The 23,991-nt window shown below is 72.0% G+C and carries 21 protein-coding genes and 1 pseudogene; 13 read left to right on the plus strand and 9 right to left on the minus strand.

Annotated features, from left to right (window positions below):
- Nucleotides 1–379: AMP-binding protein (locus C1I95_RS16285; protein ID WP_233513697.1), on the minus strand; the 379-nt coding region annotated here is incomplete at its 3' end.
- A 1-nt stretch (nt 380) separates the two neighbouring features.
- A complete protein-coding gene (locus C1I95_RS16290) occupies nt 381–5,924 on the minus strand; it encodes a non-ribosomal peptide synthetase/MFS transporter (protein ID WP_111214692.1) in 5,544 nt (1,847 codons plus the stop codon).
- Nucleotides 5,925–6,076: 152 nt separating this feature from the next.
- On the opposite strand from C1I95_RS16290, the gene C1I95_RS16295 reads away from it, so the two are divergent.
- On the plus strand, nt 6,077–8,893 hold the full coding sequence (locus tag C1I95_RS16295; RefSeq protein WP_158566409.1) for a condensation domain-containing protein: 2,817 nt from the start codon (nt 6,077–6,079) through the stop codon (nt 8,891–8,893).
- 72 nt (nt 8,894–8,965) lie between these two features.
- The gene (locus C1I95_RS16300) at nt 8,966–9,493 is read left to right on the plus strand and encodes a DinB family protein (RefSeq protein ID WP_111214694.1); all 528 of its coding nucleotides are present in this window, start codon (nt 8,966–8,968) and stop codon (nt 9,491–9,493) included.
- Nucleotides 9,494–9,699: 206 nt separating this feature from the next.
- On the opposite strand, the gene C1I95_RS16305 is transcribed toward C1I95_RS16300, so the two are convergent.
- The gene (locus C1I95_RS16305) at nt 9,700–10,902 is read right to left on the minus strand and encodes a helix-turn-helix domain-containing protein (protein ID WP_233513698.1); all 1,203 of its coding nucleotides are present in this window, start codon (nt 10,900–10,902) and stop codon (nt 9,700–9,702) included.
- Nucleotides 10,903–11,202: 300 nt separating this feature from the next.
- Between C1I95_RS16305 and C1I95_RS16310 the strand changes: the two genes are divergently transcribed.
- Complete coding sequence (locus C1I95_RS16310; RefSeq protein ID WP_111214695.1) at nt 11,203–11,964, plus strand: helix-turn-helix domain-containing protein; 762 nt, start codon at nt 11,203–11,205, stop codon at nt 11,962–11,964.
- 104 nt (nt 11,965–12,068) lie between these two features.
- Here the strand turns inward: C1I95_RS16310 and C1I95_RS16315 are convergent, their stop codons facing one another.
- The 3 genes and pseudogenes from C1I95_RS16315 to C1I95_RS16325 form a co-directional block, all read right to left on the minus strand.
- On the minus strand, nt 12,069–12,299 hold the full coding sequence (locus tag C1I95_RS16315; protein ID WP_233513699.1) for a hypothetical protein: 231 nt from the start codon (nt 12,297–12,299) through the stop codon (nt 12,069–12,071).
- 143 nt (nt 12,300–12,442) lie between these two features.
- Nucleotides 12,443–12,772, minus strand: coding sequence for a hypothetical protein (locus C1I95_RS16320; RefSeq protein WP_111214697.1), 330 nt, complete (start codon nt 12,770–12,772; stop codon nt 12,443–12,445).
- A gap of 183 nt (nt 12,773–12,955) precedes the next feature.
- Nucleotides 12,956–13,223, minus strand: a pseudogene (locus C1I95_RS16325) (ATP-binding cassette domain-containing protein); the annotation flags it as partial.
- 178 nt (nt 13,224–13,401) lie between these two features.
- On the opposite strand from C1I95_RS16325, the gene C1I95_RS16330 reads away from it, so the two are divergent.
- From C1I95_RS16330 to C1I95_RS16345, 4 genes are read left to right on the plus strand one after another with little or no spacing between them, the layout of a single operon-like run.
- The gene (locus tag C1I95_RS16330; protein ID WP_111214698.1) at nt 13,402–13,797 is read left to right on the plus strand and encodes a GntR family transcriptional regulator; all 396 of its coding nucleotides are present in this window, start codon (nt 13,402–13,404) and stop codon (nt 13,795–13,797) included.
- Nucleotides 13,794–14,693 carry an ABC transporter ATP-binding protein gene (locus C1I95_RS16335; RefSeq protein WP_111214699.1) on the plus strand — a complete coding sequence of 300 codons (900 nt, stop codon included), beginning with the start codon at nt 13,794–13,796 and terminating at the stop codon, nt 14,691–14,693. Before C1I95_RS16330 ends, C1I95_RS16335 begins: the two co-directional genes overlap by 4 nt.
- Complete coding sequence (locus C1I95_RS16340; protein ID WP_111214700.1) at nt 14,690–15,667, plus strand: ABC-2 membrane transporter-related protein; 978 nt, start codon at nt 14,690–14,692, stop codon at nt 15,665–15,667. The genes C1I95_RS16335 and C1I95_RS16340 overlap by 4 nt, the downstream gene beginning before the upstream one ends.
- A 25-nt stretch (nt 15,668–15,692) precedes the next feature.
- On the plus strand, nt 15,693–16,253 hold the full coding sequence (locus C1I95_RS16345; protein ID WP_111214701.1) for an SMI1/KNR4 family protein: 561 nt from the start codon (nt 15,693–15,695) through the stop codon (nt 16,251–16,253).
- Between the two features lie 289 nt (nt 16,254–16,542).
- Here the strand turns inward: C1I95_RS16345 and C1I95_RS16350 are convergent, their stop codons facing one another.
- On the minus strand, nt 16,543–17,175 hold the full coding sequence (locus tag C1I95_RS16350; protein WP_233513700.1) for a DUF2625 family protein: 633 nt from the start codon (nt 17,173–17,175) through the stop codon (nt 16,543–16,545).
- Nucleotides 17,176–17,359: 184 nt separating this feature from the next.
- Between C1I95_RS16350 and C1I95_RS16355 the strand changes: the two genes are divergently transcribed.
- The gene (locus C1I95_RS16355; protein ID WP_146605738.1) at nt 17,360–18,169 is read left to right on the plus strand and encodes a hypothetical protein; all 810 of its coding nucleotides are present in this window, start codon (nt 17,360–17,362) and stop codon (nt 18,167–18,169) included.
- A gap of 78 nt (nt 18,170–18,247) precedes the next feature.
- Here the strand turns inward: C1I95_RS16355 and C1I95_RS16360 are convergent, their stop codons facing one another.
- Nucleotides 18,248–18,751: an HIT family protein gene (locus tag C1I95_RS16360; RefSeq protein WP_199523778.1), complete on the minus strand. Its 504-nt coding sequence runs from the start codon at nt 18,749–18,751 to the stop codon at nt 18,248–18,250.
- A gap of 126 nt (nt 18,752–18,877) precedes the next feature.
- Between C1I95_RS16360 and C1I95_RS16365 the strand changes: the two genes are divergently transcribed.
- The 4 genes from C1I95_RS16365 (at nt 18,878) to C1I95_RS16380 (ending at nt 22,890) form a co-directional block, all read left to right on the plus strand.
- Nucleotides 18,878–19,921, plus strand: coding sequence for a FecCD family ABC transporter permease (locus tag C1I95_RS16365; RefSeq protein ID WP_233513701.1), 1,044 nt, complete (start codon nt 18,878–18,880; stop codon nt 19,919–19,921).
- Nucleotides 19,918–21,003 (plus strand): FecCD family ABC transporter permease, encoded by a 1,086-nt coding sequence (locus C1I95_RS16370; RefSeq protein ID WP_233513702.1) that lies wholly within the window; start codon nt 19,918–19,920, stop codon nt 21,001–21,003. The genes C1I95_RS16365 and C1I95_RS16370 overlap by 4 nt, the downstream gene beginning before the upstream one ends.
- A gap of 61 nt (nt 21,004–21,064) precedes the next feature.
- Nucleotides 21,065–21,946, plus strand: coding sequence for an ABC transporter ATP-binding protein (locus C1I95_RS16375; RefSeq protein WP_233513703.1), 882 nt, complete (start codon nt 21,065–21,067; stop codon nt 21,944–21,946).
- Complete coding sequence (locus C1I95_RS16380; protein ID WP_111214705.1) at nt 21,946–22,890, plus strand: ABC transporter substrate-binding protein; 945 nt, start codon at nt 21,946–21,948, stop codon at nt 22,888–22,890. The genes C1I95_RS16375 and C1I95_RS16380 overlap by 1 nt, the downstream gene beginning before the upstream one ends.
- Nucleotides 22,891–22,994: 104 nt before the next feature.
- On the opposite strand, the gene C1I95_RS16385 is transcribed toward C1I95_RS16380, so the two are convergent.
- Entirely contained in the window at nt 22,995–23,408 is a 414-nt protein-coding gene (locus C1I95_RS16385) for a type II toxin-antitoxin system Phd/YefM family antitoxin (RefSeq protein WP_111214706.1), read from the minus strand.
- Between the two features lie 186 nt (nt 23,409–23,594).
- Between C1I95_RS16385 and C1I95_RS16390 the strand changes: the two genes are divergently transcribed.
- Nucleotides 23,595–23,991, plus strand: a 397-nt coding sequence (locus tag C1I95_RS16390) for a cellulose binding domain-containing protein (RefSeq protein WP_438941319.1), incomplete at its 3' end; no start/stop codon positions are given.

Below are 23,991 nucleotides of genomic sequence, written 5' to 3' on the forward strand. Positions count from 1 at the left end.
GGGCGGGGGTGTCGTCGCCGTACACGACTGCGGTGGCCGCGCAGTGGGTCAGCGCGTACTCGAGTTGCCCGGCGGCGAGCCGGTCGGACAGCGGCACGGCGACGCCGCCGGCCCGCAACACCCCGCAGTACGCCACCGCGAACCGGGTCCAGTCCCGGGCGCCGAACAGCAGGCCGACACGGTCGCCGTGGCGCAGGCCCCGGCGACGCAGCGCGGCGGCGACGGCGATCGCGCCGGCGGACCATTCGGCGAAGGTCAGCGCCGCCACGCCGTGCACCTCGATGGCCACCCGGCCCGGGTGCAGGGCGGTACGCCAGTCGAGCAGCTCGGGCACGGTCCGGGGCGGCCGTGCTGCCCCACCGGTGATCGCTGCGGTCACCTCAGCTCACCCTCCCGGTCGCGCCCGCCAGCGCCCGGCCTTCCTCGCCGCCGGCGACGGTTCGGCCTTCCCCGGTGCCGGCGGCCCTGGCCTGGCGTTCCTCGATGCCGACCAGGTCGTCGGGTGGCGCGTCGGGCACCTCGTCGTCGAACCGGGCCAGTACGGGGGTGGCCAGCGACACCAGCGCGGTGAGCGCGATGCACACGCCGAACAGCACGTAGAGCAGCCCGTGGCCCCGCCCCGGACCGACGCCGATCACCGCGCCGACCGTGCTGGCCAGCGCGCCGTCGGCGAGCAGCATCGGCTCGGCCAGCCGGGCGGCGAACGGGGCGACGACGCCCCAGCCCAACGGCAGGGTGGACTGCGCGACCATCTGGTTGAGCGCGAAGACCCGGCCGTGGACGCGGGGCGGCACCTTGGTCTGGATGATCGTGTTGTAGACGCCGTTGACGATGCCGAGGGCCAGGTACATGCCGAACGCGCCCGCGCCGATGAGCAGCAGGTTCGGTCGCAGCCCGGTCAGCACGGCGGCCACCGCGATGCCGAGGGTGCCCAGCAGCACCGCCCGCATCCGGCGTCGACGCGGGCCGCCCCAGACCAGCATCACCAGGCCGCCGGTGGCCGCCCCGACCCCACCGGTCAGCGCGACCTGTGCCACCTCGTTCAGGTCGGCGAAGCCGAGCACCAGCGGGGAGAGCAGGAACAGCACCGGGAACAGGAAGAAGTTCAACGCCGCGAAGAACGCCAGCATGGCGCGGAACTCCCGGCGGCGCAGCGAGTAACGCAGACCGGCGATGATCTCCGCGCCGATGCCCTCGCGGCGTTGCAGGGCCAGCGTGCGCGGGAACCGTACGGCCGCCAGCACCGCGATCGCGAACAGGTACGACGCCACGACGATGAGCAGGATGCCGCGCAGCCCGACGGCCTGCAACAGCGCCACGGCGACCAGCGGCACGGTGAACTGGGTGAGGCCGACGGCGGTCTGGGCGAGGCCGTTGGCGTGACCGAGGAAGCGTTTGGGCACCAGCTGCGGCACCGCCGAGACGAACGCGAGACGCTGGAAGGCCAGCGCCACCGACAGCCAGCCGGTGAACGGGTAGAAGTGCCACACCTCGGCCAGGTCGGCCAGCACCAGCCCGGCCATCACCGCGTTGGCCACCCCGGCGGCAGCGCTGGCGGTCAGCAGGACACGCCGCCGGCTGAACCGGTCGACCAGCGCCCCGGCCAGCGGCGAGACGAGCAGGCCGGGCATCAGGGCGAGCACGGCGAAGAGCGCGAACCGGGCGAGCGACCCGGTCTGCATGTAGATCCACAGTGGGATGGCGAAGGCGGTCAGCGCGCTGCCCATGCCGGAGACGATCTGGCCGGCCGCGACCAGGCCGAAGCGACGCAGGCTCGGCGGCGGCGCGGCACCTACCGCCGTCTTGGCGGCCGACGGTCCGTCGGTTCCCCGGTGCGAGACGTCGGCGAGCTGCCAGGCGGGCGGCGCAGCGTCCGGGTCGGCCGAAGCGACCGGCGGCGCGGCGGAGGCGGGCGGCGCGTCGAGTTGCCGGTGTACGCCGGTGACGATCTCGGCCAGCTCACCGGCCCGGTACTTGAGGAAGTAGTGCCCGCCCTCGTCGATCACCGCGAGCGCGGTGCGGTCACTGAGGAAGTGCCATTCCCGGTACCGCTCTTCGTGGAAGTCGGTGCCGCGGTCACGCTCGCCGACCACCGAGATGATCGGCGCCCGCAGCGGGCTGACCCGCTGCCGCATCAGTTCGGTGAAGTACTCCTCCGAGACCTCGGCGTCGTGCCGCATCGCCCGGATCAGGAACCGGACCTCGTCGGGGGCGAGCGAACCGATGGAGGTGCCCTGCGCCTGTAGCCAGGTGCGGTAGATCCGATCGCTGCGCAGCCGTTCGGCCAGCCGCAGCCGCAGCAGCGGCCCGAGCAGGCCGCCGGCGGGCCGGCCGAACGGGAAGACCGCGCCGAGGTACACCGCGACCAGGTCCCGGCCGGCGGCCTCCAGCCGGCGGGCCACCTCGACGGCGAGGGCCCCGCCGGGGCCGCAGTGTCCGTACAGGATCAGCGGCCCGGTCACCCGGTCCTGGATCTCCGCGACGACGTCGGCGGCCACCTCCTCGATCGGCGCGGGGTCGTCCGCGAGGCCGATGTCGTGCCCGGGTACGGCCACCGACAGCAGCCGGTACCCGGAGGGCAGGGCGTCGGCCAGCGGTTGGTACACCACCGCGCTGCCACCGCCGTACGGGACGCAGACCAGGGTGGCGAGCCGGTCGGCGGCGGGCCCCGGCGGGGTGAGTTCGTGCAACAGCCCGCCGGTGCCGGTGTCGGCCCCGGCGACGAGACCGGCCAACTCGCGTACGGTGCGGTGCCGGAACAGGTCCATCACGCTGACCGCCGGCGCGGCACCGACCACGGCGGGAAGTTCCCGGCGCAGTCGGGCCACCACCTGGGTGGCCAGCAGGGAGTGCCCGCCCAGCTCGAAGAAGTCGTCGGTGGCGCCGACCTCGGCCAACCCGAGCACGGCCTGCCAGATCCCGGCGACCAGGGTCTCCACCGGCCCGACCGGCGTCACCCGCTCGCCGGTCGGCCCGTCGTCGGTCGGCTCGGGCAGCGCCCGCCGGTCCACCTTGCCGTGCTCCTGCAACGGCAGCCGGTCCAGGCGCACCCAGCGGCTGGGCACCATGTGCTCGGGCAGCCGATCGGCCAGCCGGCGGCGCAGCTCCGCCGGCTCCGGGGCGGTCACGTCGGGGGCCGGCTCCAGGTACGCCACCAGCCGGTCGTCGCGCAGCAGCACCGCCGCCTGCCGCACCCCGGGGCAGTCCCGCAGCGCGGCCTCGATCTCGCCCAACTCGACCCGGTAGCCGCGGATCTTCACCTGATGATCGCGGCGGCCGAGGAAGAGGAGCTGCCCGTCCTCGCGCCAACGGCCCAGGTCGCCGGTGCGGTAGAGGCGGGCCTCGGGTGGGCCGTACGGATCGGACACGAACCGCTCGGCGGTCAGGTCGGGCCGGTTCAGGTAGCCGCGGGCGAGCCGGTCGCCGCCGAGGCACAGCTCGCCGGGCACGCCGACCGGCACCGGGCGCATCCGCTCGTCGAGCACGTACACCCGGGCGTGCGGCAGGGGGCGGCCGATCGGCACCGGGCCGGTACCCGGCCCGTCGGCCGGCACCTCGTACGTGGCGACGCCGACGGTGGCCTCGGTGGGGCCGTAGTGGTTGAACACCCGGGCCGGGCCGGCGGCCGCGAGCGGCCGGACGTGGTCCAGATCGGACGCCTCGCCGCCGAGGATCAGCGCGCGGGCGGGCAGCAGGTCACCCGGCTCGGTGTCGGCGGTCAGCGCGATCAGATGCGACGGGGTGATCTTCAGATAGTCGATGCGCCCGGCGCGCAGCCGCTCGGCGAGTTCGGCGCCGGTGCACCGGCGCGGCAGCAGGTGCACTGCGCCGCCGGTGGCCAGCGCCAGGTAGAAGACGGTGACGCTGAAGTCGAACGACATCGACTGGAGCAGCCCGTACCGGGCGGCCGGGACGATCGCGAACCGGTCGGCCACCCCGTCGAGGTAGCGCAGCACCTGCCGGTGCGCCACGGCCACCCCCTTCGGGGTGCCGGTGGAGCCGGAGGTGTAGATGACGTACGCGAGGTCGTCGCCGGTCGCTCCGGTCGCCGGTGGGGTGTCGGGCTGGGCGGCGACCTCGGCGGCGACCTCGTCCAGGCAGGCCGCCGTCGCCTCGGCGGGCAGCCGGTCCCGCAGGTCGGAGCTGGTCAGCACGATGGTGGGGCGGGCGTCGGTGAGCATCAGGCCCAGCCGGGCGGCGGGCTGCTCCGGGTCCAGCGGCAGGTACGCGCCACCGGCCCGGAGCACCCCGAGCAGCGTCGCGGCCAGCTCGACCGACTGCTCCAGCAGGACCCCGACCAGCCGGTCCGGGCCGACGCCACGGGTACGCAGCCAGTGGGCGAGCAGGTTGGCCCGCCGGTCCAGTTCCCGGTAGGTGATCGCGTCCGGACCGCAGACCACGGCCGGCGCGTCGGGGGTGGCGGCGACGTGCGGGCCGACGAGGTCGGCCAGGGTGGTCGCCGGTCCGGTGACCCCGGTGGGGAGGTCGTGGTCGGGCCGGCCCAGCGCCAGCACCCGGTCCCGCTCGGCGGGGGCGAGCAGGTCCAGGTCGGCGACGGGCAGGTCCGGCCGGTCGACCGCGGCCCGCAGCAGCGTCTCGAAGCTCGCGGCCAGCCGGCGTACGGTGGCGGCGTCGAACAGGTCGGTGTTGTAGACGAACATGCCGCGCAGCCCGTCGGCGGTCTCGCCGACGTACAACGACAGGTCGAACCGGGCGGTGGCGGCGTCGGTGCCGACGCCCTCGGCACGCAGGTCGTCCGGCCACCGGCCACCACCCTGGGCGTAGTTCTGCAGGGTGAACAGCACCTGGAACACCGGGGCACGACTGACATCGCGGGCCACGTTGAGCTCGGCGACCAGGCGTTCGAACGGAATCTCCTGGTGGGCCAGGGCGCGCACCACGGTGCCGCGGGTACGCCGCAGCAGCGCCGCGAAGCTGGGCTCGGCGGCCGGGGCGTCGGCGCTCGCGGGGACCGGGGACAGGTCGGCGCGCAGGGCGAGGGTGTTGACGAACAGGCCGACGAGGTTCTCCAGCTCGGGCACTACCCGCCCGGCGACCGGCGAGCCGATGGCGAAGTCCCGCTGGCCGCTGTACCGGAACAGCACGGCCTGCAACCCGGTGAGCAGGGTCATGTAGAGGGTGGCCCGATGGGCCCGGCTCAGCCGGCGCAGCCCGTCGGTGAGGTCGGCGTCGATGGCGAAGCGGTGGGTGTCACCGGCGTACGACTGCACGGCCGGGCGGGGCCGGTCGGTGGGCAGCTCCAGCGGGGGCACGCCGGCCAACGCCTCGGTCCAGTAGCCGAATCCGTCCCCGGTCGCCGGCCCGTCGAGTCGCTGCCGCTGCCAGGCGGCGTAGTCGACGTAGCTGGTCGCCGGTGCCGGGGGCGGGGTGCCTTCGTCCCGCAGCGCGCCGTAGCTGGCGGCGATCTCGCCGAGCAGCAGGTCCAGCGACCAGCCGTCGCTGACGATGTGGTGCATCGCGAGGTGCACCAGGTGCTCCTCGGCCCCGAGCCGGACGACGAGCACCCGCAGCAGAGGCGCGGCGTCGAGGTCGAACGGGGTGCGTACGGAGGCGGCCACCAGTTCCCGGGCGTCGGCCTCGGACGGCGCGGCGGTGACCGTGATCGGCACCCGCACCTCGGGCAGCACCTGCACGACGGGTTCGCCGTCGGTGTTCTCGGTGAACCGCATGCGCAGGCTGTCGTGCCGGTCGGCGGTGGCGTCGACGGCGGCGCGCAGCAGGTCGACGTCCAGCGGCCCGCGCAGCCGTACGGTCGCGTAGACCACGTACGCGGCGGTGCCGGGGGTGAGCTGCTCGGTGAACCAGATCCGTTCCTGGCCGAACGACAGTCGGGGATCTCCCGCGGGATGGATCCCACTCGGCGTGCTGGTCACGCTGCGCGCCGGCACGTCAACGTTGGTCACGCAACGCCTCACTCCAATGACGGACAGGAGCCAGTAGTCTGCACGCCGCATCCAACACGTTGGATCGGCTGAATGGTCCACTGTGTAACACTCGATCGATCGATCCGGTGCCGGAACGGACCGGCGTACGGTCGGGAATGCGCTTTACAGACGTGGCGATCCCTGCCGAATGGGCTTCCGAGAATCTGGTGCACGCCGAGTTCTCCGGCGCCGGAGCCGGCACGGCGCCACTGACCTGGGCCCAACAGGTGTTCTGGCGGTCGATCACCAGGTTCGGCTCGAACCACCGGTTCCTCAACCTGCGCCGTACCGTGCCGGTGTCCGCCCGGGCCGGGGCGGACCTGCCCGGCGCGATCCGCGCGGTGGGCGCGCTGGTCAGCCGGCACGCTTCGCTCCGCACCCGCCTCTCGGTGGTGGACGGCGAGCCGCACCAGGAGACGGCGGCGACCGGGGCCCTGCCGCTGCTGCTCTGCGTCGGCACGGGCGACGGCGCCCAGGCCGCCCGGGAGGCCGCCGGCCGGCTCGGCGACGTGGCGTTCGACCACACCGCCGAGTGGCCGCTGCGGGTCGCGCTGGTCACGGTGGACGACCGGGTACGGCAGGTGGTGGTGGTGTTCAGCCACACCACGGTGGACGCGTACGCCGCCGAGGTGGTGCTGCGGGACCTACGGCTGCTCCTGCTGCGCGGTGACCTGGCCACCCCGCCCGGCCTACAGTCGACCGACGTGGCCCGGCTGCAACACGGGGCCGACCGCCGCCGCTCGGAGCGGGCCGTGGCGCACTGGCTGCGGGAGTTCCAGCGACTCCCCCGCTCGCCGCTGACCCCGGCCGGGCCGGGGCTGGATCCTCCGCTGCGCCGGGGTGTCCTGGTCTCCTCTGCCGTCGACACGGCCGCCCGGCTGATCGCCGCCCGGCACCGGGTCAGCGTCTCCGCGGTCCTGCTGGCCGGCTTTCAGGCGCTGGCCGCCGGCGGCTCGGAGGGCGCCCTGTCCGGCCTGTTCCCGATGGCGCACAACCGGTTCCGCGCGGAACACGCGAAGGCGATCGCCAACCTCGGCCAGATCGGCTTCTGCGTCGTGGACCTGACCGGACGTCCCGATTTCGCCGAGCTGTTGTCCCGCGTCTGGGCGGCGTCCCTGAACGGCCTGCGGCACGCGTACTACGCCCCACCCGCGCTGCGGCAAGCGTTCGAGGAACAGGGCATCGAGTTCGACTCGGCATTCCTGCCGTACCACTACTTCAACGACGTCCGGCTGCCCGTCGGCGGCATCGACCCGGTGCCCGAGGTCAGCCGGAGCGAACTTCGGGCGGCCATGACCCGCAGCACCTTCTCCTGGACCGCCGGGCTGCACCAGGCGTCCTGGCACCTGCTGACCCACGTCGTCGACGAGCCGACCGGGATCGGCATCACGCTCACCGCCGACACCCGCCACCTCGCGATGGACACCGTCGAGCCCTTCCTGCGCGGGCTGGAGGAGTTGCTGGTCAAGGCCGCCTTCGACGAGGTCCCGTGGCCCTGGTCGCCCGCCGGTGCCACACCCACACCCACCGCCGGGCCGGTCACGACCGACAGCGACGAGGTGGCGTACGCGCCGTTCCAGGGCGGGCGGGCGGCGAGCGCCCCGCTGACCTGGGGGCAGCGGGCGATGTGGCGGACCGTCGAGGAGTTCGAGTCGCCGGCCGCGTACCGGGTGCTGAGCCTCCCCCGTACCCTGGCCGTCCCGGCGCGGGCCGACGTGGCCGTACCGCAGGCACTGCGGGCGGTCGGCGCGCTGGTCGCCCGGCACGCGTCGCTGCGTACCCGGTTCCGCCGCCGGGACCAGGAACTCCACCAGGAGGTGGCGGCGGCGGGGCAGCTACCCGTCGGCGTCCACGCGGTGCCCCGGCCGGCCGACGACCCCGACGGCCGGGGCGCCGCGGCGGCCCTGACCGCGCGGCTGCGCGAGTCGCGCTTCGAGCACGTCGCCGAGTGGCCGCTGCGGGTCGCGCTGGTGACCGTGGACGACCGGGTACGGCAGGTCGTGGTGGTGTTCAGCCACGCCACCGTCGACTTCCACGCCACCGAGATCGTGCTGCGCGACCTGCGGGCGCTGCTGTTGCGCGGATCGCTGGACACCCCGCCCGGCCTCCAGTCGCTGGACCTCGCCGCACGGGAGCGCAGTGTCGAACTGCGACGCTCGAACCGGGCGGTGGCGTACTGGGTCCGGCAGCTGTCCGGCCTCGCGCCGAGCCTGTCCGACCCGGTCGGGCCCGCACCGGCGGCCCGTTACCGGCGCGGCTCGCTGGTCTCCGCGGCGGTCCACCACGCGGCGCAGGTGATCGCGGCCCGGCACCGGGTCAGCACCTCCAACGTGCTGCTGGCGGCGACCGCCGCCGGGTTGACCGCGGACCGCGGGCAGGACTCCTGCGGGGTCGTCGTCATGGCGAACAACCGCTTCCAGCCCGGGCACGACGACGCGGTCGGCACCCTCAACCAGATCGGGCTGTGCCGGCTCGACCTGGCCGACCGGCCCGGCTTCGCCGAGCTGCTGTCCCGGGCCCGGCGGGCGGCGCTGAACGCCTACCGGCACGCCTACTACGACCCGGCCGGGTGGGAACGCACCTTCACCGAGCTGGGCCACGACCACAAGACCTTCCTGGCCGGGTACTGCTACCTCAACGACGCCCGGCTGTCGCCGGACGCGGACCCCGATCCGGCGGGCCCGGACGGGGCCGCCCTTCGGGCGATGGCGGCCGGCAGCTCCTTCCGCTGGCTGACGGAGCTGGAGCAGTTCCCGTGGCGCTGCCGCCTCCAGGTGCGCGACGCCCCCGGCGCGGTCGAGCTGGTCGTCACCGCCGACACCCGGTACTTCCCGGCGGAGCGGGTCGAGCCGTTCCTGCACGGCGTCGAGGCGCTGCTGGTCGAGGCGGCCGTGGGCGACGTGCCCTGGCCGTGGTCGCCGGCCCGGGGCGAAGACCTGGCCGGCTGACGAGCCGGCCGGTCGTGAGCCGGGCCCCGATAACCGTTCGACCGGTACGCCGGCCGGTGCGACCATCGCCCGATGCCGTCTGATCGTCGTGACCTGCTGCGGTGGCAGTTCGACCTGACCTGGTCGCTGTTCGACTACCACCTGGACCGACTGGAGCCAGCGCACTTCCGCCGGGAGGCGGCGGCGCTGTCCTGGACGGTCCGCCCGGACGCCGCCGGCCGGTCGGTGCCGGACTGGGCCGACACCGAGCCAGATCCGGTCCCGGTTCCCACGATCGCCTGGCTCACCTGGCACATCGGCTGGTGGTGGACGGTGGCCCTCGACCACCTGCAGGGCCGTACGCCACGAAAGCGGACCGAGGTCGAGTGGCCCGGCGACGGCGAGCCCACCGTCGTCTGGTTGCGCGAGCTGCGCGCGGAGTGGCTGGCGGTGCTGGATCGGCTCACCGACGCCGACCTCGACGAGGTCGCACCGTTCCCCTGGCCGCACGACCCGCAGCACACCGTCGGGCACATGCTGGCCTGGGTCAACGCCGAACTGATGAAGAACGTCGCCGAGATCGGCCAGCTCCGGCTGCTGCACGACGCGCGGACGACCTGAGGGCCGTCTGCCGCTTGACGAGGTTGCTGTACTTCGCCGGCCGCGTGAAGGACGTTGCGGGCGGCGGTCGCCACCGGGCAGCCCGGGGCGCGGCAGGCGCGGCAGTGGCCGTCGGGTCGGGGTCGGTGCTGACGGAGGACCGTTCGGGCAGCGAGGATCAGTCGGTTGCGAATCTGGGCCAGGGACAGGATCGGTGCGGTCACCGGTCAGCCCAACCCGAGGGTGGCGGCAAGTTGCGTGATCGTGGTCGGGGCGCGTGGGTCACGGGCAATCTCGGCGAGCACATTCCGGGCGGCCGGTCGGTGCCGGATCTCGGCTGGTGCGGTGCGCTCGGCCTCGATCAGCACCCTGGCGGCGTTGGTCGCATCGTCGGCGTGTAGGTAGGCGCGTGCGGCATCGAGCAGGTGCGCGGCGCGGTGTCCGGGGGGTATCCACCGCCAGCCGCGCCGCTTGGTGGCCTTCTCGTGCCAGGCGATCGCATCACGGGCGTCGCCGGATTCGACGGCCACGGCGACGCGGGCCAGGTCGACGGCGGTGGGTCCGAACACTGTGCGGTGATAGTCGTGCCCGTCGCCGACCCGCTCAGCCATGCTGGCGGCTTCGTCGATCAGCTCGGTGGCGGCCGGCTCGTTGCCGTACTGGGCCGCTGCCAGGGCAGCTTGGACGAGCAGGGTTCCGCACAGGGACAGCTCCGACGGTGTGCCGTACTCGATCACGGGTGGAGCGATCCGGTACGCGGCGGCGAGCATCACCGGCTTCGCCTCCCGTGCCCGCCCCGACGCGCGCAAGACCTGGCCGAGCTGCACGGCTGCGGCGGCCACCAGGTCCCGGTCACCGGTGGCGGCGAGCATCGCCCGGTCAGTGGCCAGCCACGCCAGCTCGGCGTCGCCGAGCTTGACCAGCAGGGCTGCGGTGATCCTGTACGCCTCCACCAGCGGCACCCGACCCGTCACCGGGGCTTCGGCGTGGGTGTGCTGTGCATTGGTGAACAGGTCCGGTGCCAGGTCGATCACCTGCGGGTAGCGGGCGTACTGGAACGTCGCCCACGCGTGCCCCACCTCCCGCAGCATCCGGTCCACGGGCAACACCGGCCGGCGACCCGCCGGCCTGCCCAGCGGGATCTCGTACCGGGACAACGCCGCCCTGATCCGGTCGACGCCCTCGACGCGATCCGTCACCTCGACCGGCTCGGCGTCGCGGCCGAGCAGGACAGCGGTGTCGATGCGTAGCACGGTGGCGATCTCCTGGAGCGTGGACAGCTTGTCCAGCGACCGGACGCCGCGTTCGACCTTGTCGACCCAGCTCTTCGACTTGCCGAGCCGGTCGGCGAACACCTGCTGCGACAGCTTCCGCCGACCCCGCCAGTACGCGACCCGCCGCCCGACCGGCAACAGCTCAAGGCTGTCCACGAAGCCACCGCCGATCCGGTACCGCCCGCGTGATCTCCTCCGCCGGTATCCGATCCGCCTCAGCCTCGGCGAGAAGCCGCTGCTTCGCCGCCTCTCGCTCGGCCGCCTGGATCTGCTCGCCCCGGCTCACCGCCGGGTCGTCGCCATCACCCTGCATCCCCACCTCCGGTCAGCAAAAGCGCGGCGGCAAGCTCGGCCGTCGCATACCGTCCACAATGACGCCGAGATGTCACCGCCTGCGACGACAGAAGACGCGACAAACCAGCCACATTACTGGCGACATTTAGGCGACATGCCGTTATGGTGGCAGTCATGACCGTCCCGAACACTGCCCTGCGCGCCGTCCGCACCGGAATGCGCATGAGCCAGGACGACTTCGCTCGCGCGCTCCAGGCCGCCGGCCACCGCGTCGGCGAACCTAACGACGCCAACAAGAGGCTCGTCCAGCGATGGGAGTCCGGCACGATCACCGCGCCGCGACCCGTCTACGCCCGCGCGCTGGAGGTCGTCACCGGCCTACCCATCTCGCTGCTCGGCTTCGCCGCAGTGCCCGACGGGCAAATCGCCGATGACCAGCACGGTGGCCACGACCTGACATCTCCCATGTCCAGCCTGGCCACACCGACGCCAACGTCCACGCCGGGCACCGTCCACAAGTCCTACGAGGGCGTATGGCTCAGCCGCTACCAGTACCACTCCAGCGGTCGGGAAGACTCCTTCGCCGGGCAGCACTTCGTGGTCGTGCTCCAGCACGGCGACCGGCTGACCGCGCGCAGCCTGCCTGGTTCGGCGGCATCGTCCCTGTCACTGGATCTGACCGTGGACGGTGCCGTCATCACCGGCACCTGGGTGGAACAGACCGACTCGGCCGGCTACTACCGAGGCGCCCGGTATCACGGCGCAATCCAACTTCTGGCCGAGCCTACGGGTCGACGGATGGCCGGGAAATGGGTCGGGTTCGGCAAGGACATGGACGTGAACACCGGCCCATGGGAACTCATCTTCCGCGACGCCTCGACGTCCAAGACGACCCTCGATCGGTACAACACCTCGGCGGAATAGCGCGCGGCACGCGGGAGAAGCCGACCTGTCGGGCGCGCGTACGTCCGGCTGCCGGCGGCTGGCCGTCACCGCTGCTGTCAGCTACTCCCGGGCGTGAAACGACATCAGATCCGACGACGAGGTTCCCTCCCGCGAACGTCGCCGTACGGAAGCGGGATGCCCAAGGCTCGCCAGAGGTCATACAGCACCCGCCCAAGCCGTTCGCTGTCGTCTGTCGACAGCCGAGCGATAGGCATACCGGCTGCCTGGTGCTCGCCGACGTTGTAGATCAGGTCTGCGAGCGTCGTGGCTGTCGGTCGGTCAAGGCGAAGAACAACTTCCTCTTCCTCAGGCATGTCCCGCACGCTACGGCTCTTGCAGAATCCGGTGTAGAGGTCGACTCGTCCGTCGCCCACCAGGCCAGCCGCCCTTACATGGTGGCCGACCTGCTGCTGGTTGCGGTCACCGTTGCTGTCGACAGCATCAGATCCACCGCCGTTTAGTGCTGTTCGACCGTCGACGCTTGCTGCCCGAAGAACTCGCGGAGGAGAAGGCAGAGTTTCGAAATGGCCTGCTTGTGGTCGTCATCGCTGACAAGGCGGTCCTCGGTGGCCCCCTCGCCGAAGGTCTCCGCCAAAGCCAGAGACCAGAAGGTAAGGCTGCTACCACGGTGGCGGGCAGTCATCCACTCCTGAAACGCCGCCATCTCGCCCCGGCCACGTGCGAGGTCAAATCCCGTCAGCGCCGAGAACGCTCGCTCGTACCTGGGCCGGCCGACGTACATACCAAGCCGGTGATCCACGTGCCAGAGGAACTCTTCCCAGTTCACCAACGCATTGTCTCTGACCGCGACCGCTTCGGTGTGAACGCAGGTACGGGAAAGCGTTGTGTGTCATCCAATGCCGTCTTACACCGCCGAGCAAGGTCGTGGGCTTCCCCCGGGATGTGGGCACCGGGTTATGCCGCGACCTGATGCAGGTAGTCGGTGTGAGGGTCTGTTCGTAGTCGGCGTGCCCGCGGTGGGCACGTCGAGCCCGGACAGGATCGTGAGCAGCGTCGACTTGCCCGATCCGGAGGCGCCGACCAGGGCCATCAGCTCACCCCGGTCGACCACGAGGTCCAAGCCCTCTAGGGCGACGACCTCGACCTCTTCGGCCTTGAAGATGCAGACCAGCCCGTCACCGACGATGCGGCCGCGCAGCCGGTCGGCGCCACCCGCCCGGGCGGCGGCCCGCAGGCGGGCGCGTTCTTTGTAGGGCGGTGAGTTCAGGGGCGTCCACGCCCGCCGCGATACAAAGGTTCTGGTCTCCGGCGGCCTGTCCTTGGTCACCGGGGTACCCGCGCGGTCGGGGCAGGCGTGCGCCCGGATCTGGTGCCGCGGTCGTGCGGGCGCGTTGGCTCTCTTGACCGCGAACCTGCTGCTTTACTACGTTCCTAGGAAAGCAGTAAGGGGCTACCGTGTTCGTTTTCCGGCTCGACACCCACTCCGGCGTGCCGCCGTACCTTCAACTCGTCCAGCAGGTCCGCCAGGCGGTGCTGCTGGGCTTCCTCCAACCCGGTGACCGCCTTCCGCTCATCCGCGAGGTGGTCGAGGACCTGGCGATCAATCCGAACACCGTCGCCAAGGCGTACCGGCAGATGGAGCAGGAGAACCTGGTCACCGGCCGGCCCGGCCAGGGCACGTTCGTCAATGAACAGCAGTCGGCCGTGATGTCGGCATCGACGTACACGTCGCTGCGCCGCGGCCTGGCGACCTGGCTGCGCCGCGCCTACGCGGCCGGCCTCGACGACCAGGCGGTCAACGCGCTTTTTACTTCCGTCCACCAGCAGACGAGGAATGAGGACGTGGCGTGACAGCGACCGAGTTCGCGCTGCGCACCGACGGTGTGGGCAAGCGGTACCGGAGGGGCTGGGCGCTGCGCGACTGCACCCTGGCCCTGCCGGCGGGCGGCGTGATCGCCCTGGTCGGGCCGAACGGCGCGGGCAAGACCACGCTGCTGCGCCTGGTCGTCGGGTTGCTGGCACCGAGCACCGGCACGGTGGAGGTCCTCGGCCACGACGTCACCGCCAGCACCCCGCAAACTCTGTCCCGGGTCGGGTTCCTGGCCCAGGACCACCCGCTGTACAAGCGCTTCACCGTCGCCGAGATGCTCCGCTTCGGCCGGGCCTGCAACCTGCGGTTCGACCAGGGGCTGGCCGAGCGCCGGCTGGCGAAGCTGGACATCCCGCTCGACCGCCGGGCCGGTACGCTCTCCGGCGGTCAGCAGGCCCAGGTCGCGTTGGCTCTGGCCCTGGCGAAGCGGCCGGACCTGCTCGTCCTCGACGAGCCGGTGGCCAGCCTCGACCCGCTGGCCCGCCACGAGTTCCTGCAGGTCCTCATGGGCGCGGTGGCCGAAGGCGGGGTGACCGTCCTGTTCTCCTCCCACGTCGTGCACGAGCTGGAACGCGTCTGCGACCACCTGGTCGTGCTCAACCACGGCCGGGTCACGCTCACCGGCGACATCGACACCCTCCTCGCCGAGCACCGGCTGCTCGTCGGCCCGCGCACGGCCACCGACCTCGACCGGGCCGGCACCGTCGTGGAGGCCGTCCACAGCGACCGGCACACGACCCTGCTGGTACGCGACGGCGCGATCCCCGCCGCGCCTGGGTGGCAGGCACAGCCGGTCGCGCTGGAGGACCTGGTGCTGGCGTACCTGCGCCGGCCGTCCGAGCCGAGCGCCGCGGTCACGTCGGGGGTGGCGGCATGACGTGGTTGATCTGGCGCCAGCACCGGACCGAGGTCTGCGTCCTGGGTCTGCTTGTCGGCATGTTCGGCATCGCCCTGCTCGTGCTCGGGACGCAGGCCCACGACCTGTTCCCCGGCGGTCCCGCCCGGTGTGCGGGAGAGGCCGGTATCAACGAGGACTGCGCGGCCTCCTTCCGCCGGCTCGACGAGGAGTACGGGTACATCGAGAACCTCCTGGCGGGCTTCTATCTGGTCCCCGTCGTCATCGGTGCGTTCCTCGGTGCGCCGCTGCTCGCGCGCGAACTGGAGGACGGCACCTGGCAGCTCGCCTGGACGCAGGCCGTGCCGCGGATGCGCTGGCTGGCGGCCAAGCTCGCGGCACTGGCCGGCGTCACCGTCACGCTCACCGCGCTGTTCACCGCGGTGCTCACCTGGTTCCGTCAGCCATTCGACGCGTGGGAAGGGCGGTTCCAGTACGACGCCTTCGACGTGGAGGGACTTGTTCCGGTGGCGTACGCGCTGTTCGCGTTCGGCGTCGCCACCGCCGCCGGGGCGATCCTGCGGCGCAGCCTGCCCGCGTTCGGCGTCGCGTTCGGGGCGTTCCTCGCCGCCCGGATGTCGGTGGCGCTGTTGGCCCGTCCCGCGTACGCCACCCCGCTCACCACCATGGAACCGGTCCCCGTCGGCGGCTCGAAGGACCAGGCCGGGCACCGGCCCGCGCCCAGCTTCGCTGACTGGATGATCGAACACGGCTACGCAGACGCCACCGGGCGCAGGCTGAGCGGGACCGAGTACTACGAGCTGGAGGGCGCCGCCAACCGGGCCGGCACCAACCTCAACCAGTTCCTGCACGCGCGGGGCATCCAGCAGTTCGAGGTCTACCACCCGGCCGACCGGTTCTGGACGTTCCAGCTCATCGAGGCGGCCCTGTTCGTCGCCGTCGCGGCGGTCCTGATCGGTGTGGTGGTGTGGCGGGTACGGCGCCGTATGATCTAGTCCCCTGACGGCATGATCGCTTCTCGTGACGGACTACACCGACCTCCTGGCACGCATCGCCGCGCGCGCTCGCGAGGATGAGCCGATGATGCCGCTTGCCGCCGGCCTGCCGGCTCCGCTTCCCCAGGACAAGATCGACTGTGCTGAAGTGCGACTCGGATTCGACCTACACCCCTTGCTGACAGCAATCTACAGAGACTTCGCGAACGGCGGCTTCGGTCCCGACTACCAGCTACTCAGCCTGACGGACGGCCCCACATCCGAACAGGCCGTCGACCGTTACATCGAAGCCCGAACCAGCTACGCCGGCACCGAGTGGGCTTGGCCGGAAGGCGTTCTTCCGATCTTGACCTGGGGTTGCGGAATGTACGCGTGCGTCGACTGCCGAAGCGATCAGGGAAGCGTCCTTCTCTTCGAACCCAATCCCGGAGATCCCGATACAGCTTGGTGGATTGACTCCCCCAGCCTGGCAGCGTGGTTCGAGCACTATGTCAACGACACTGGGTGGTGGGTCAAGGCCGAAGAAGGCGAAGACCTCAACGACCTGCCACCTTGGCCGGATGCCAAGGACCGTGCGGCCATGTGACCAACAACGCTCAATCCGATAGGAGCCGCGCCGCCACGCGCCGAGTTCCATCCCGTTCGCCGTCGACCCGCCCTCCGGGGAGCGGGCCGCCGCCGGCCCGCCACGTCATCCACGTCGGCATCGCGCACGCCGGGACAACCCTCACCGTCGAAGCCGCCGCCACCACCCTGTCGACGTAGAAGCGTTCGAGCGTGACATCTTCGAGACAGGAAACATCGTCATTGGCCACCGATGGTGGCGCTCAACGTTTGGCTCAGGCTCCTGAACCCCGGCTGAGTAGGTGATGCCGCTAGCCGGGCACCAGCGGAGGACAGCCGAGCTGACGCGCCGCATCCTGGTGAACCGAAACGAGTTCAGCAAGCCGGATTGGCTTGCGGGACACTGCCGAAAGGTCCTTGCCCTCCCTGGTCCACGGTGGTGGCAACGCGCTGATCCCCTGATCCAAAGCGGCGCTGGCAACCTCAACTTCCCACCCCGGCCAGCGCAAGCCCTCATAAAAGCCAGTCACTGCACCGGCGAGCATCGCCTCCAGCCAGTCGCCATACCCAAGCTCAAGATCCTGCCAAGTCAGGTCCTCCGGGCCGAAGTAATGCACCGTCGGCCTCACGCCCGACTCCGCCTGCAACCATGCGAACTGCCCGCCCATCACATCGAACGCGACGACCAGACGGCCAGCCCTGGGGGCCATTTCGGCTGCCACATCCGGCAGCCCGTCATGCCCGCCCCCGAGCACCCGAAGCCAGCCGTGATCGATCACCAGACCGCCACTGTTGGCGACCACCGCCCCGAGCCACGACCTAGTCGTGATTTCCAAGGCCGCCAGACAGGCCGCCGCCCGCTCAGGATCGACCGGCAGGGCCTCCACCGGATACGGAGCGGCTGCCACCAACGCCGAGATCTCGGACCACGCGGACTGTTCCACGCCCACAGCCTCCCAGGGGAAATCAACCATGCGACCCTGAGCGCCTGCCACATGGCAACAAGATCGTCTAGCCGGACGTGCACCCACGTCCCGAGACTGCTATGTCACGGACGTCTTGAGAACCGACACGGCCGGTAGTCCGGCCTGTCGTGTCACGGGAGATGCTTAACAGGCGTCCCACCAGATGCTTGAGAAGATCCGGAAATTGAGGGCCAAGGGTGTGGATGAGATCGACTACGCTCCTGGCATGTTGGCCGCGATCTCCGCTGTGACGGCCCGATACCGGCGGCCGATCCTCGCCGTTGCGCTTGTCCTGGCCGTGGTCCTGGCCGTGAGTCGTCGGCTGTCCGATCTGCCGGGCTCGATCCTGGACACTGCGACCTTCCTCGCCGGGATACTGGCGATGTTGCTGGCCCTGCTTCGACCACGGCCGGCGGGCCTACTGGTCAAGCCCGAGGTCCGGGCGTTCGCCACTGAACCGAGCACGTCCCAGGTCTACCTGGCCGTGGGGTTCATGTTCTGGGCCTCGCTGCTGCTGGGGGCTCGCGGCCTGGTCGAAGCCGTCGAGGGCCCGTCCATGGTGTTGCCGATCCTGTTCCTGGTCGGTGTCGGTGTAAACGTTGCTGGCGCCTGGCGCGGTGTTTCGGTCGAGCTGCGACCGGACGGCGTCTGTCAGCGCGACCTGACCGGCTCCTTGATGGTGCCGTGGGAGGCACTGGCACCCGGCCGCCCTTACCAGCCCGCAGCCCGGGCCTCCTCCCTGGCCCTGACGTACGCACAACCGGACCTGGTACGCCGCCGCAGCATCCTCCCGCTGGGCCGGCGGCGGCTGCGCATCGACAGCGTCCACCCCTGGTTCATCGCCGACGCGATCCGCCACTACGTCGACCACCCACAGCACCGGGCCGCGATCGGCGAACCAGCCGAATACCAACGGCTCTTGGATGCGTTGAGGTATGCGCCCACTGGCCCCGGCCATTGGCACACTTCCTAGGCCCACTGTCAGACAGAGGCTGGGACGGTTTCGTCAAGCATGCGGTGGGGCTAGCCGATCACAGGAAGTTCCCGAGCCCTACAACGTTGACAGCGCCGTCCGGATGCGTGCGCCGAGTTCCGCGATCTGTTGCGGCGTCTGCGGCACGATGCCGTGCTCGGCCATCAGGGCGTGGTACTGCTGCTCGTCGTACGGCACGCCGGGTGGCAGCGGCGCGATGTGCCAGTGGACGTGCGCGTTGCCCTGCATGCTGCCCAGCGACAGCAGGTAGGTGCGTTCCGGCTCGGTCACGTCGCCGACGGCGCGGGCGACCCGGTGCACCACCGCCTGGAGGCTCAGGTACTCCTCCGGCGTGAGGTCACGTACCACGTCTTCGACGTGCTGTCGCGGGACGACCAGCGTGTAGCCGCGCATCGTCGGATAGCGGCTGAGGAACGCCACATGCGCGCCGTCGTCGTGCAGCACCTCGTGCTCGAAGCCGGGCTCGCCGGCCAGGAAGGCGCAGACGAAGCACCGCTTTGAGCGGGCGCGGCGCTCGTAGGCCGCCAGGTCCATCGGCACCCTGGCGTCGATCCCGCTCACCCGCGAAGCGTACGTGGCGGCTGTCCGCCCAGGTCAACGAGGTTCGATCGACGGACCCGCAGGTCAGGTCCGCCAAACCCAGCAGCTAAGGTAAGGCGAACCTAACCTGGAATGCGTAGGAGATTCGTGTCCACCCTCGTCAGCCGGCCGATCACCGCCGGCCACCGCACCGGCGCCCGGGGTCGCCGCCTCGCGGTCACCCTCGCGGCCGCGCTGGTGCTGCTCCTCGCCGTGCTGGCCAGCTTCGCCCTCGGCAGCCGGCCGCTCGGCGTGGACCAGGTGTGGCACGCCCTGGTCGCGCCGGACGGCGGCGAGGCGAGCACGATCGTCCGCGAGCTACGGATGCCGCGTACCGCCCTCGGGCTCGCCGTCGGCCTGGCGCTCGCGGTGGCCGGGGTGCTCTTCCAGGCCCTCACCCGCAACCCGCTCGCCGAACCACGGATCCTCGGCATCAGCGCCGGCGCCTCGTGTGGCGTGGTGCTGGCCATCTCCGTGTTCGGCGTCGGCACGCTGGCCGGGTACGTGTGGTTCGGCATCGGCGGCGCGCTCCTCGCCGGGCTGCTGGTCTTCACCGTCGCCAGCCGGGCCCGGGAGGGCGCCAGCCCGGTCACCCTCGCGCTGGTCGGCGCGGCCATCGACGCCACCCTCGCCTCCGTGGTGTACGCGCTGCTCAGCATCAACACCCGCACCTTCGAGGAGTACCGGTTCTGGGTGGTCGGCGGGCTCACCGGCCGGGACCTGTCGGTCGCCGCGCAGGTGCTGCCGTTCGTGCTCGCCGGTCTGCTGCTGGCCGCCCTGGTCGCCCGCGGCCTGGACGCGCTCGCCCTCGGCGACGACGTGGCCCGCGGCCTCGGTCACCGGATCGGCCTGGTCCGCCTCGGCGGTGGCGGCGCTGCCGTACTGCTGACCGGCGCAGCCGTCGCCGCGGCCGGGCCGATCGCGTTCGTCGGGCTGGCCGTGCCGCACCTGGCCCGGGCCCTGGTCGGCGCCGACCACCGCTGGACCCTCGCGGTCTCCGCGCTGCTCGGACCGGCGTTGCTGCTCGCCGCCGACGTCGCCGGCCGGCTGGTCGCCCCACCCGGCGAGATACCCGCCGGCATCGTCACCGCGCTGATCGGCGCGCCCCTGCTGGCCGTGCTGGTCCGGCGCGCCCGGCTGGTGACCGCATGACCGCCGCCACCCAGGTCGCGGACCGTGGTTCCGCCGCGCCGAACGGCACCGACCGGCTGCCCGGCCGCGCGCTGCTGCGGGTCGGTCCGGTACGGGTGCAGATCCGGCGCCGGTCGGTGCTGGTCGCCGCCGCGTTGACCGGGCTGCTGGCGGTGGCCATGGTGCTCAGCCTCTCCCTCGGCACCCCGTACGTCGCCCCGGCCGACGTGCTGCGCGCGCTCGCCGGCACCGGCACCGCGTACGACCTGGTCGTCCTGGATCTGCGGCTGCCCCGGCTGGTGCTGGCCGCGGTGGCTGGCGCGGCGTTCGGGGTGGCCGGCACGCTGATCCAGAGCGTGGCCCGCAACCCCCTCGCCAGCCCGGACGTCATCGGCATCACCCAGGGTGCCGGGCTCGCCGCGACCGTGGCCCTGACCAGTGGCGCGGCCGCCGTTGTGGTGGGGCCGGCGGCGCTGGCCGGCGGCCTGGTCGCCGCCGCCGTGGTCTTCGCCCTCGGCGCTCGGCACGGGCTCGCCGCCCAGCGGTTCGTGCTGGCCGGCGTGGCGGTCGCCTTCGCCCTGCGGGCACTCATCGAGGTGGTCATGCTCACCGCCGACCCGATCGACGGGCTCCGCGCGCAGATCTGGCTGATCGGCACGCTCGCCGGCCGGGGCTGGACCGAGACCGCCTGGATCGCCGGCACCCTGCTCCTCCTGCTGCCCGTACTGGCCTGGGCCGGTTGGGCGTTGAACAGCACCGCGCTCGACGACGACACCGCCCGCGGCATCGGGCTGCGCCCGGTCGCCCGCCGGATCGGGCTGGCCGGCACCGGTGTGATCGCCGCCGCGATGGTCACCGCCCAGGTCGGCGCGGTGGACTTCGTCGCCCTGGTCGCACCGCAGGTGGCCCGGCGGCTGGTCCGGGCCGAGCGGCCGCCGCTGCTCTGCGCCGCGCTGCTCGGTGCCCTGCTGCTGGTGCTGGCTGACCTGGCCGGCCGGCGACTCTTCGCGCCCACCCAACTGCCGGCCGGCGTGCTGACCGCCGCGATCGGCGGCCCCTACCTGCTCTACCTGCTGCTCCGCGGTCGACGGAGGCCGTCGTGACCAGCACCGGCAACCGGCGTTCCGCCGGGCAGCCTTCCGCCGACCCCGACAAGGAGGCGTGATGCTCTCCACCCGCGATTTGGTCGCCGGCTACCAGGAGCGGACCGTGCTGGACGGGCTGGACCTGGACCTGCCCGCCGACGCGTTCACCGTGATCGTCGGGCCGAACGCCTGCGGCAAGTCCACCCTGCTGCGGACCATGGCCCGGCTGCTCACCCCGCGACGCGGCACCGTGCTGCTGGACGGCGCCGCCATCCGGGAGCTGCCCACCCGGGAGGTGGCCCGCCGGCTCGGTGTGCTGCCGCAGAGCCCGCTGGTGCCCGAGGGCGTCACCGTGGCCGATCTCGTCGGCCGTGGGCGGCAGCCGTACCAGCGCTGGTGGCGGCAGTGGTCGGAGCAGGACGGCGCGGCGGTGGACCGGGCGATGCGGCTGGCCGACGTCGCCGACCTCGCGGACCGGCCGGTGGACACCCTCTCGGGCGGCCAGCGGCAACGGGTGTGGATCGCGATGACCCTCGCCCAGGACACCGAGGCGCTGCTGCTGGACGAGCCGACCACCTTCCTCGACCTGGCCCACCAGGTGGAGGTGTTGGACCTGCTGCACCGGCTGCGCGCCGAGCGGGGCCGCACCGTGGTCGCCGTGCTGCACGACCTCAACCAGGCCGCCCGGTACGCCGACCACCTGATCGCGATGCGGGCCGGCGCCGTGGTGGCCGCCGGGCCGCCGCGGGCGATCCTCACCGCGGACCTGATCCGCGAGGTGTTCGGGCTCGACTGCGTGGTCGTGCCCTGCCCGGTGACCGGGGCGCCGCTGGTGGTGCCCGCGCTCACCAGTCCCACGCTGGCCGCCGCTGCCGGCTCCCCGGCTACCGGATCGCCCGGTGCCGTCCCACTCGCCGGCGAGAACACCCTCGCCGGCGTTTACCCCTCGGAAGGAATCTGATGCGTCGTCTCGTCGCCGCCCTCACCGCGGCCGCCGCCCTCGGCGTCGTGCTCACCGGCTGCGGGGCCAGCGACCCGGTCGCCGGCACCGTCGCCGGGGAGACCCGGGAGATCACCCACGCGATGGGCACCACCAAGGTGCCGGTCGCGCCCAAGCGGGTCGTGGTGCTCGACACCGACAAGATCGACACCGCGCTCTCCCTCGGTGTCACCCCGATCGGCGCCGCCACCGCCGGCGAGGCGAGGAGTTGGCCGACCTACTTCGGCGAGGAGAAGCTCGCCGGCATCAAGGAGGTCGGCGTGCTCACCGAGCCCGACCTGGAGGCGATCAACGAACTCAAGCCCGACCTCATCCTCGGCAGCAAGTTCCGTCAGGAGAAGTTCTACGACGAGCTGTCCGCGATCGCGCCGACGGTCTTCACGGAGAAGGTCGGCATCACCTGGAAGGAGAACTTCCTCCTGGACGGCGCGGCGCTCGGCAAGGAGCAGCAGGCCAAGGAGCTGCTCGCCGGGTACGAGGCGCGGGCCCGGGAGTTCGGCGCCAAGCTGGGTGACGCCGCCGCCCGCACCGTCTCCATCGTGCGGTTCATGCCGACCGAGATCCGGGTGTACGGGCCGGACTCGTTCTCCGGCATCGTGATCGGCGACACCGGTCTGGGCCGGCCCGAGCGGCAGCTGCTCACCGGCAAGGAGGACCGGCGGATGGACCGGGTCAGCCCGGAACGGATCAGCGAGGTCGACGGTGACACCATCTTCGTGACCGCGTACGGTCAGAAGGCCGCCGCTGAGCAGACCAAGGTCACCGGCGGCACGCTGTGGAAGGGCCTGTCGGCCGTCAAGGCGGGCAAGGCGCACGTCGTCTCGGACGAGATCTGGATGACCGGTATCGGCGTGGGTGCCGCCAACAAGATCCTCGACGACCTCGACACGTACCTGGCTGCCTGACCGCCGCGCGCTCGGCGAGCAGGGCCCGCACCGTCGACTGCACCTCGACGCTTCCGCTGGACGACGTCCACCGGTTGCCGGCGCGAGGGAGGTCGACGGTCGGGTCAGCCGGCGAGCAGGTCGGCGTGGGCCGCGCGCAGCCGGGCCAGCACGGGATCGGTGCCCGGGGGGAACCGGCGATCCAGCTCGGCCCACACCTCGGCGAGCGCCGCCGTCACCGCGCGCAGCTCGGCGGCGTGGCGGCGGGCGCTCTGCTCGCGCTGGGCCTCGAGGCGCCGGGACCACCCGGCGGTGACCTCGGCGAGCCGGTCGGCGTCGGCACGGGCCTGGGCGGCGGTGCGGGCGACGCCCACCGGCACGATCGCGGCGACCGGCCGGGAGTCGCCGTCGCGGGTGACCACGGTGACGGTGTCGGTCAGCTCCGCCATCGCGACGAGCTGACTCAGTCGGGTGCGTGCCTCGCGCAGCGGCAGCGAGCGCGGTGGGGTGTTTCGCGGGGTGAGGGCGGGGACAGCCATGAATACATCCTCGGTACCGGGTACGACACTTTCCGCAACCGTCCACGAGGGAGGGTGTCGCCGAGTCGGCGGACTGCCACCCGGACACCCCTGGACATCCACAGTAAACAAACTTAATAATTGTGCATCCGTCGATCGATGGTCCTCGTCCCCCGGGAGGTCCGGATGCGTCGCCCCGCCCGACATCTGCTGCTGGCCGCCCTCGCGGCCCTGGCCACCGCCGCCGCCACCACGCTCGTGCTGGCCACCCCGGCGCTGGCCGCCGGCCCCACCGCCACCTTCGTCAAGACCGCCGACTGGGGCACCGGATGGGAGGGCAAATACACCATCACCAACGGCGGATCCAGCACCATCACCTCCTGGCAGGTCGCCTTCAGCCTGCCCGCCGGAACCACCCTCGGCACCTACTGGGACGCCACCGTCAGCAGCGTCGGCCAGCGGCACACCTTCACCAACCGCTCCTGGAACGGCACCGTCGCCCCCGGCGCCTCAGTCTCCTTCGGCTTCCTCGCCACCGGGTCGGGCTCCCCCACCGACTGCCTGCTCAACGGCGCGCCGTGCGGCGGCGGCACCCCGACCAGCC

Source organism: Micromonospora craterilacus, from assembly GCF_003236315.1.
Lineage (GTDB): Bacteria > Actinomycetota > Actinomycetes > Mycobacteriales > Micromonosporaceae > Micromonospora > Micromonospora craterilacus.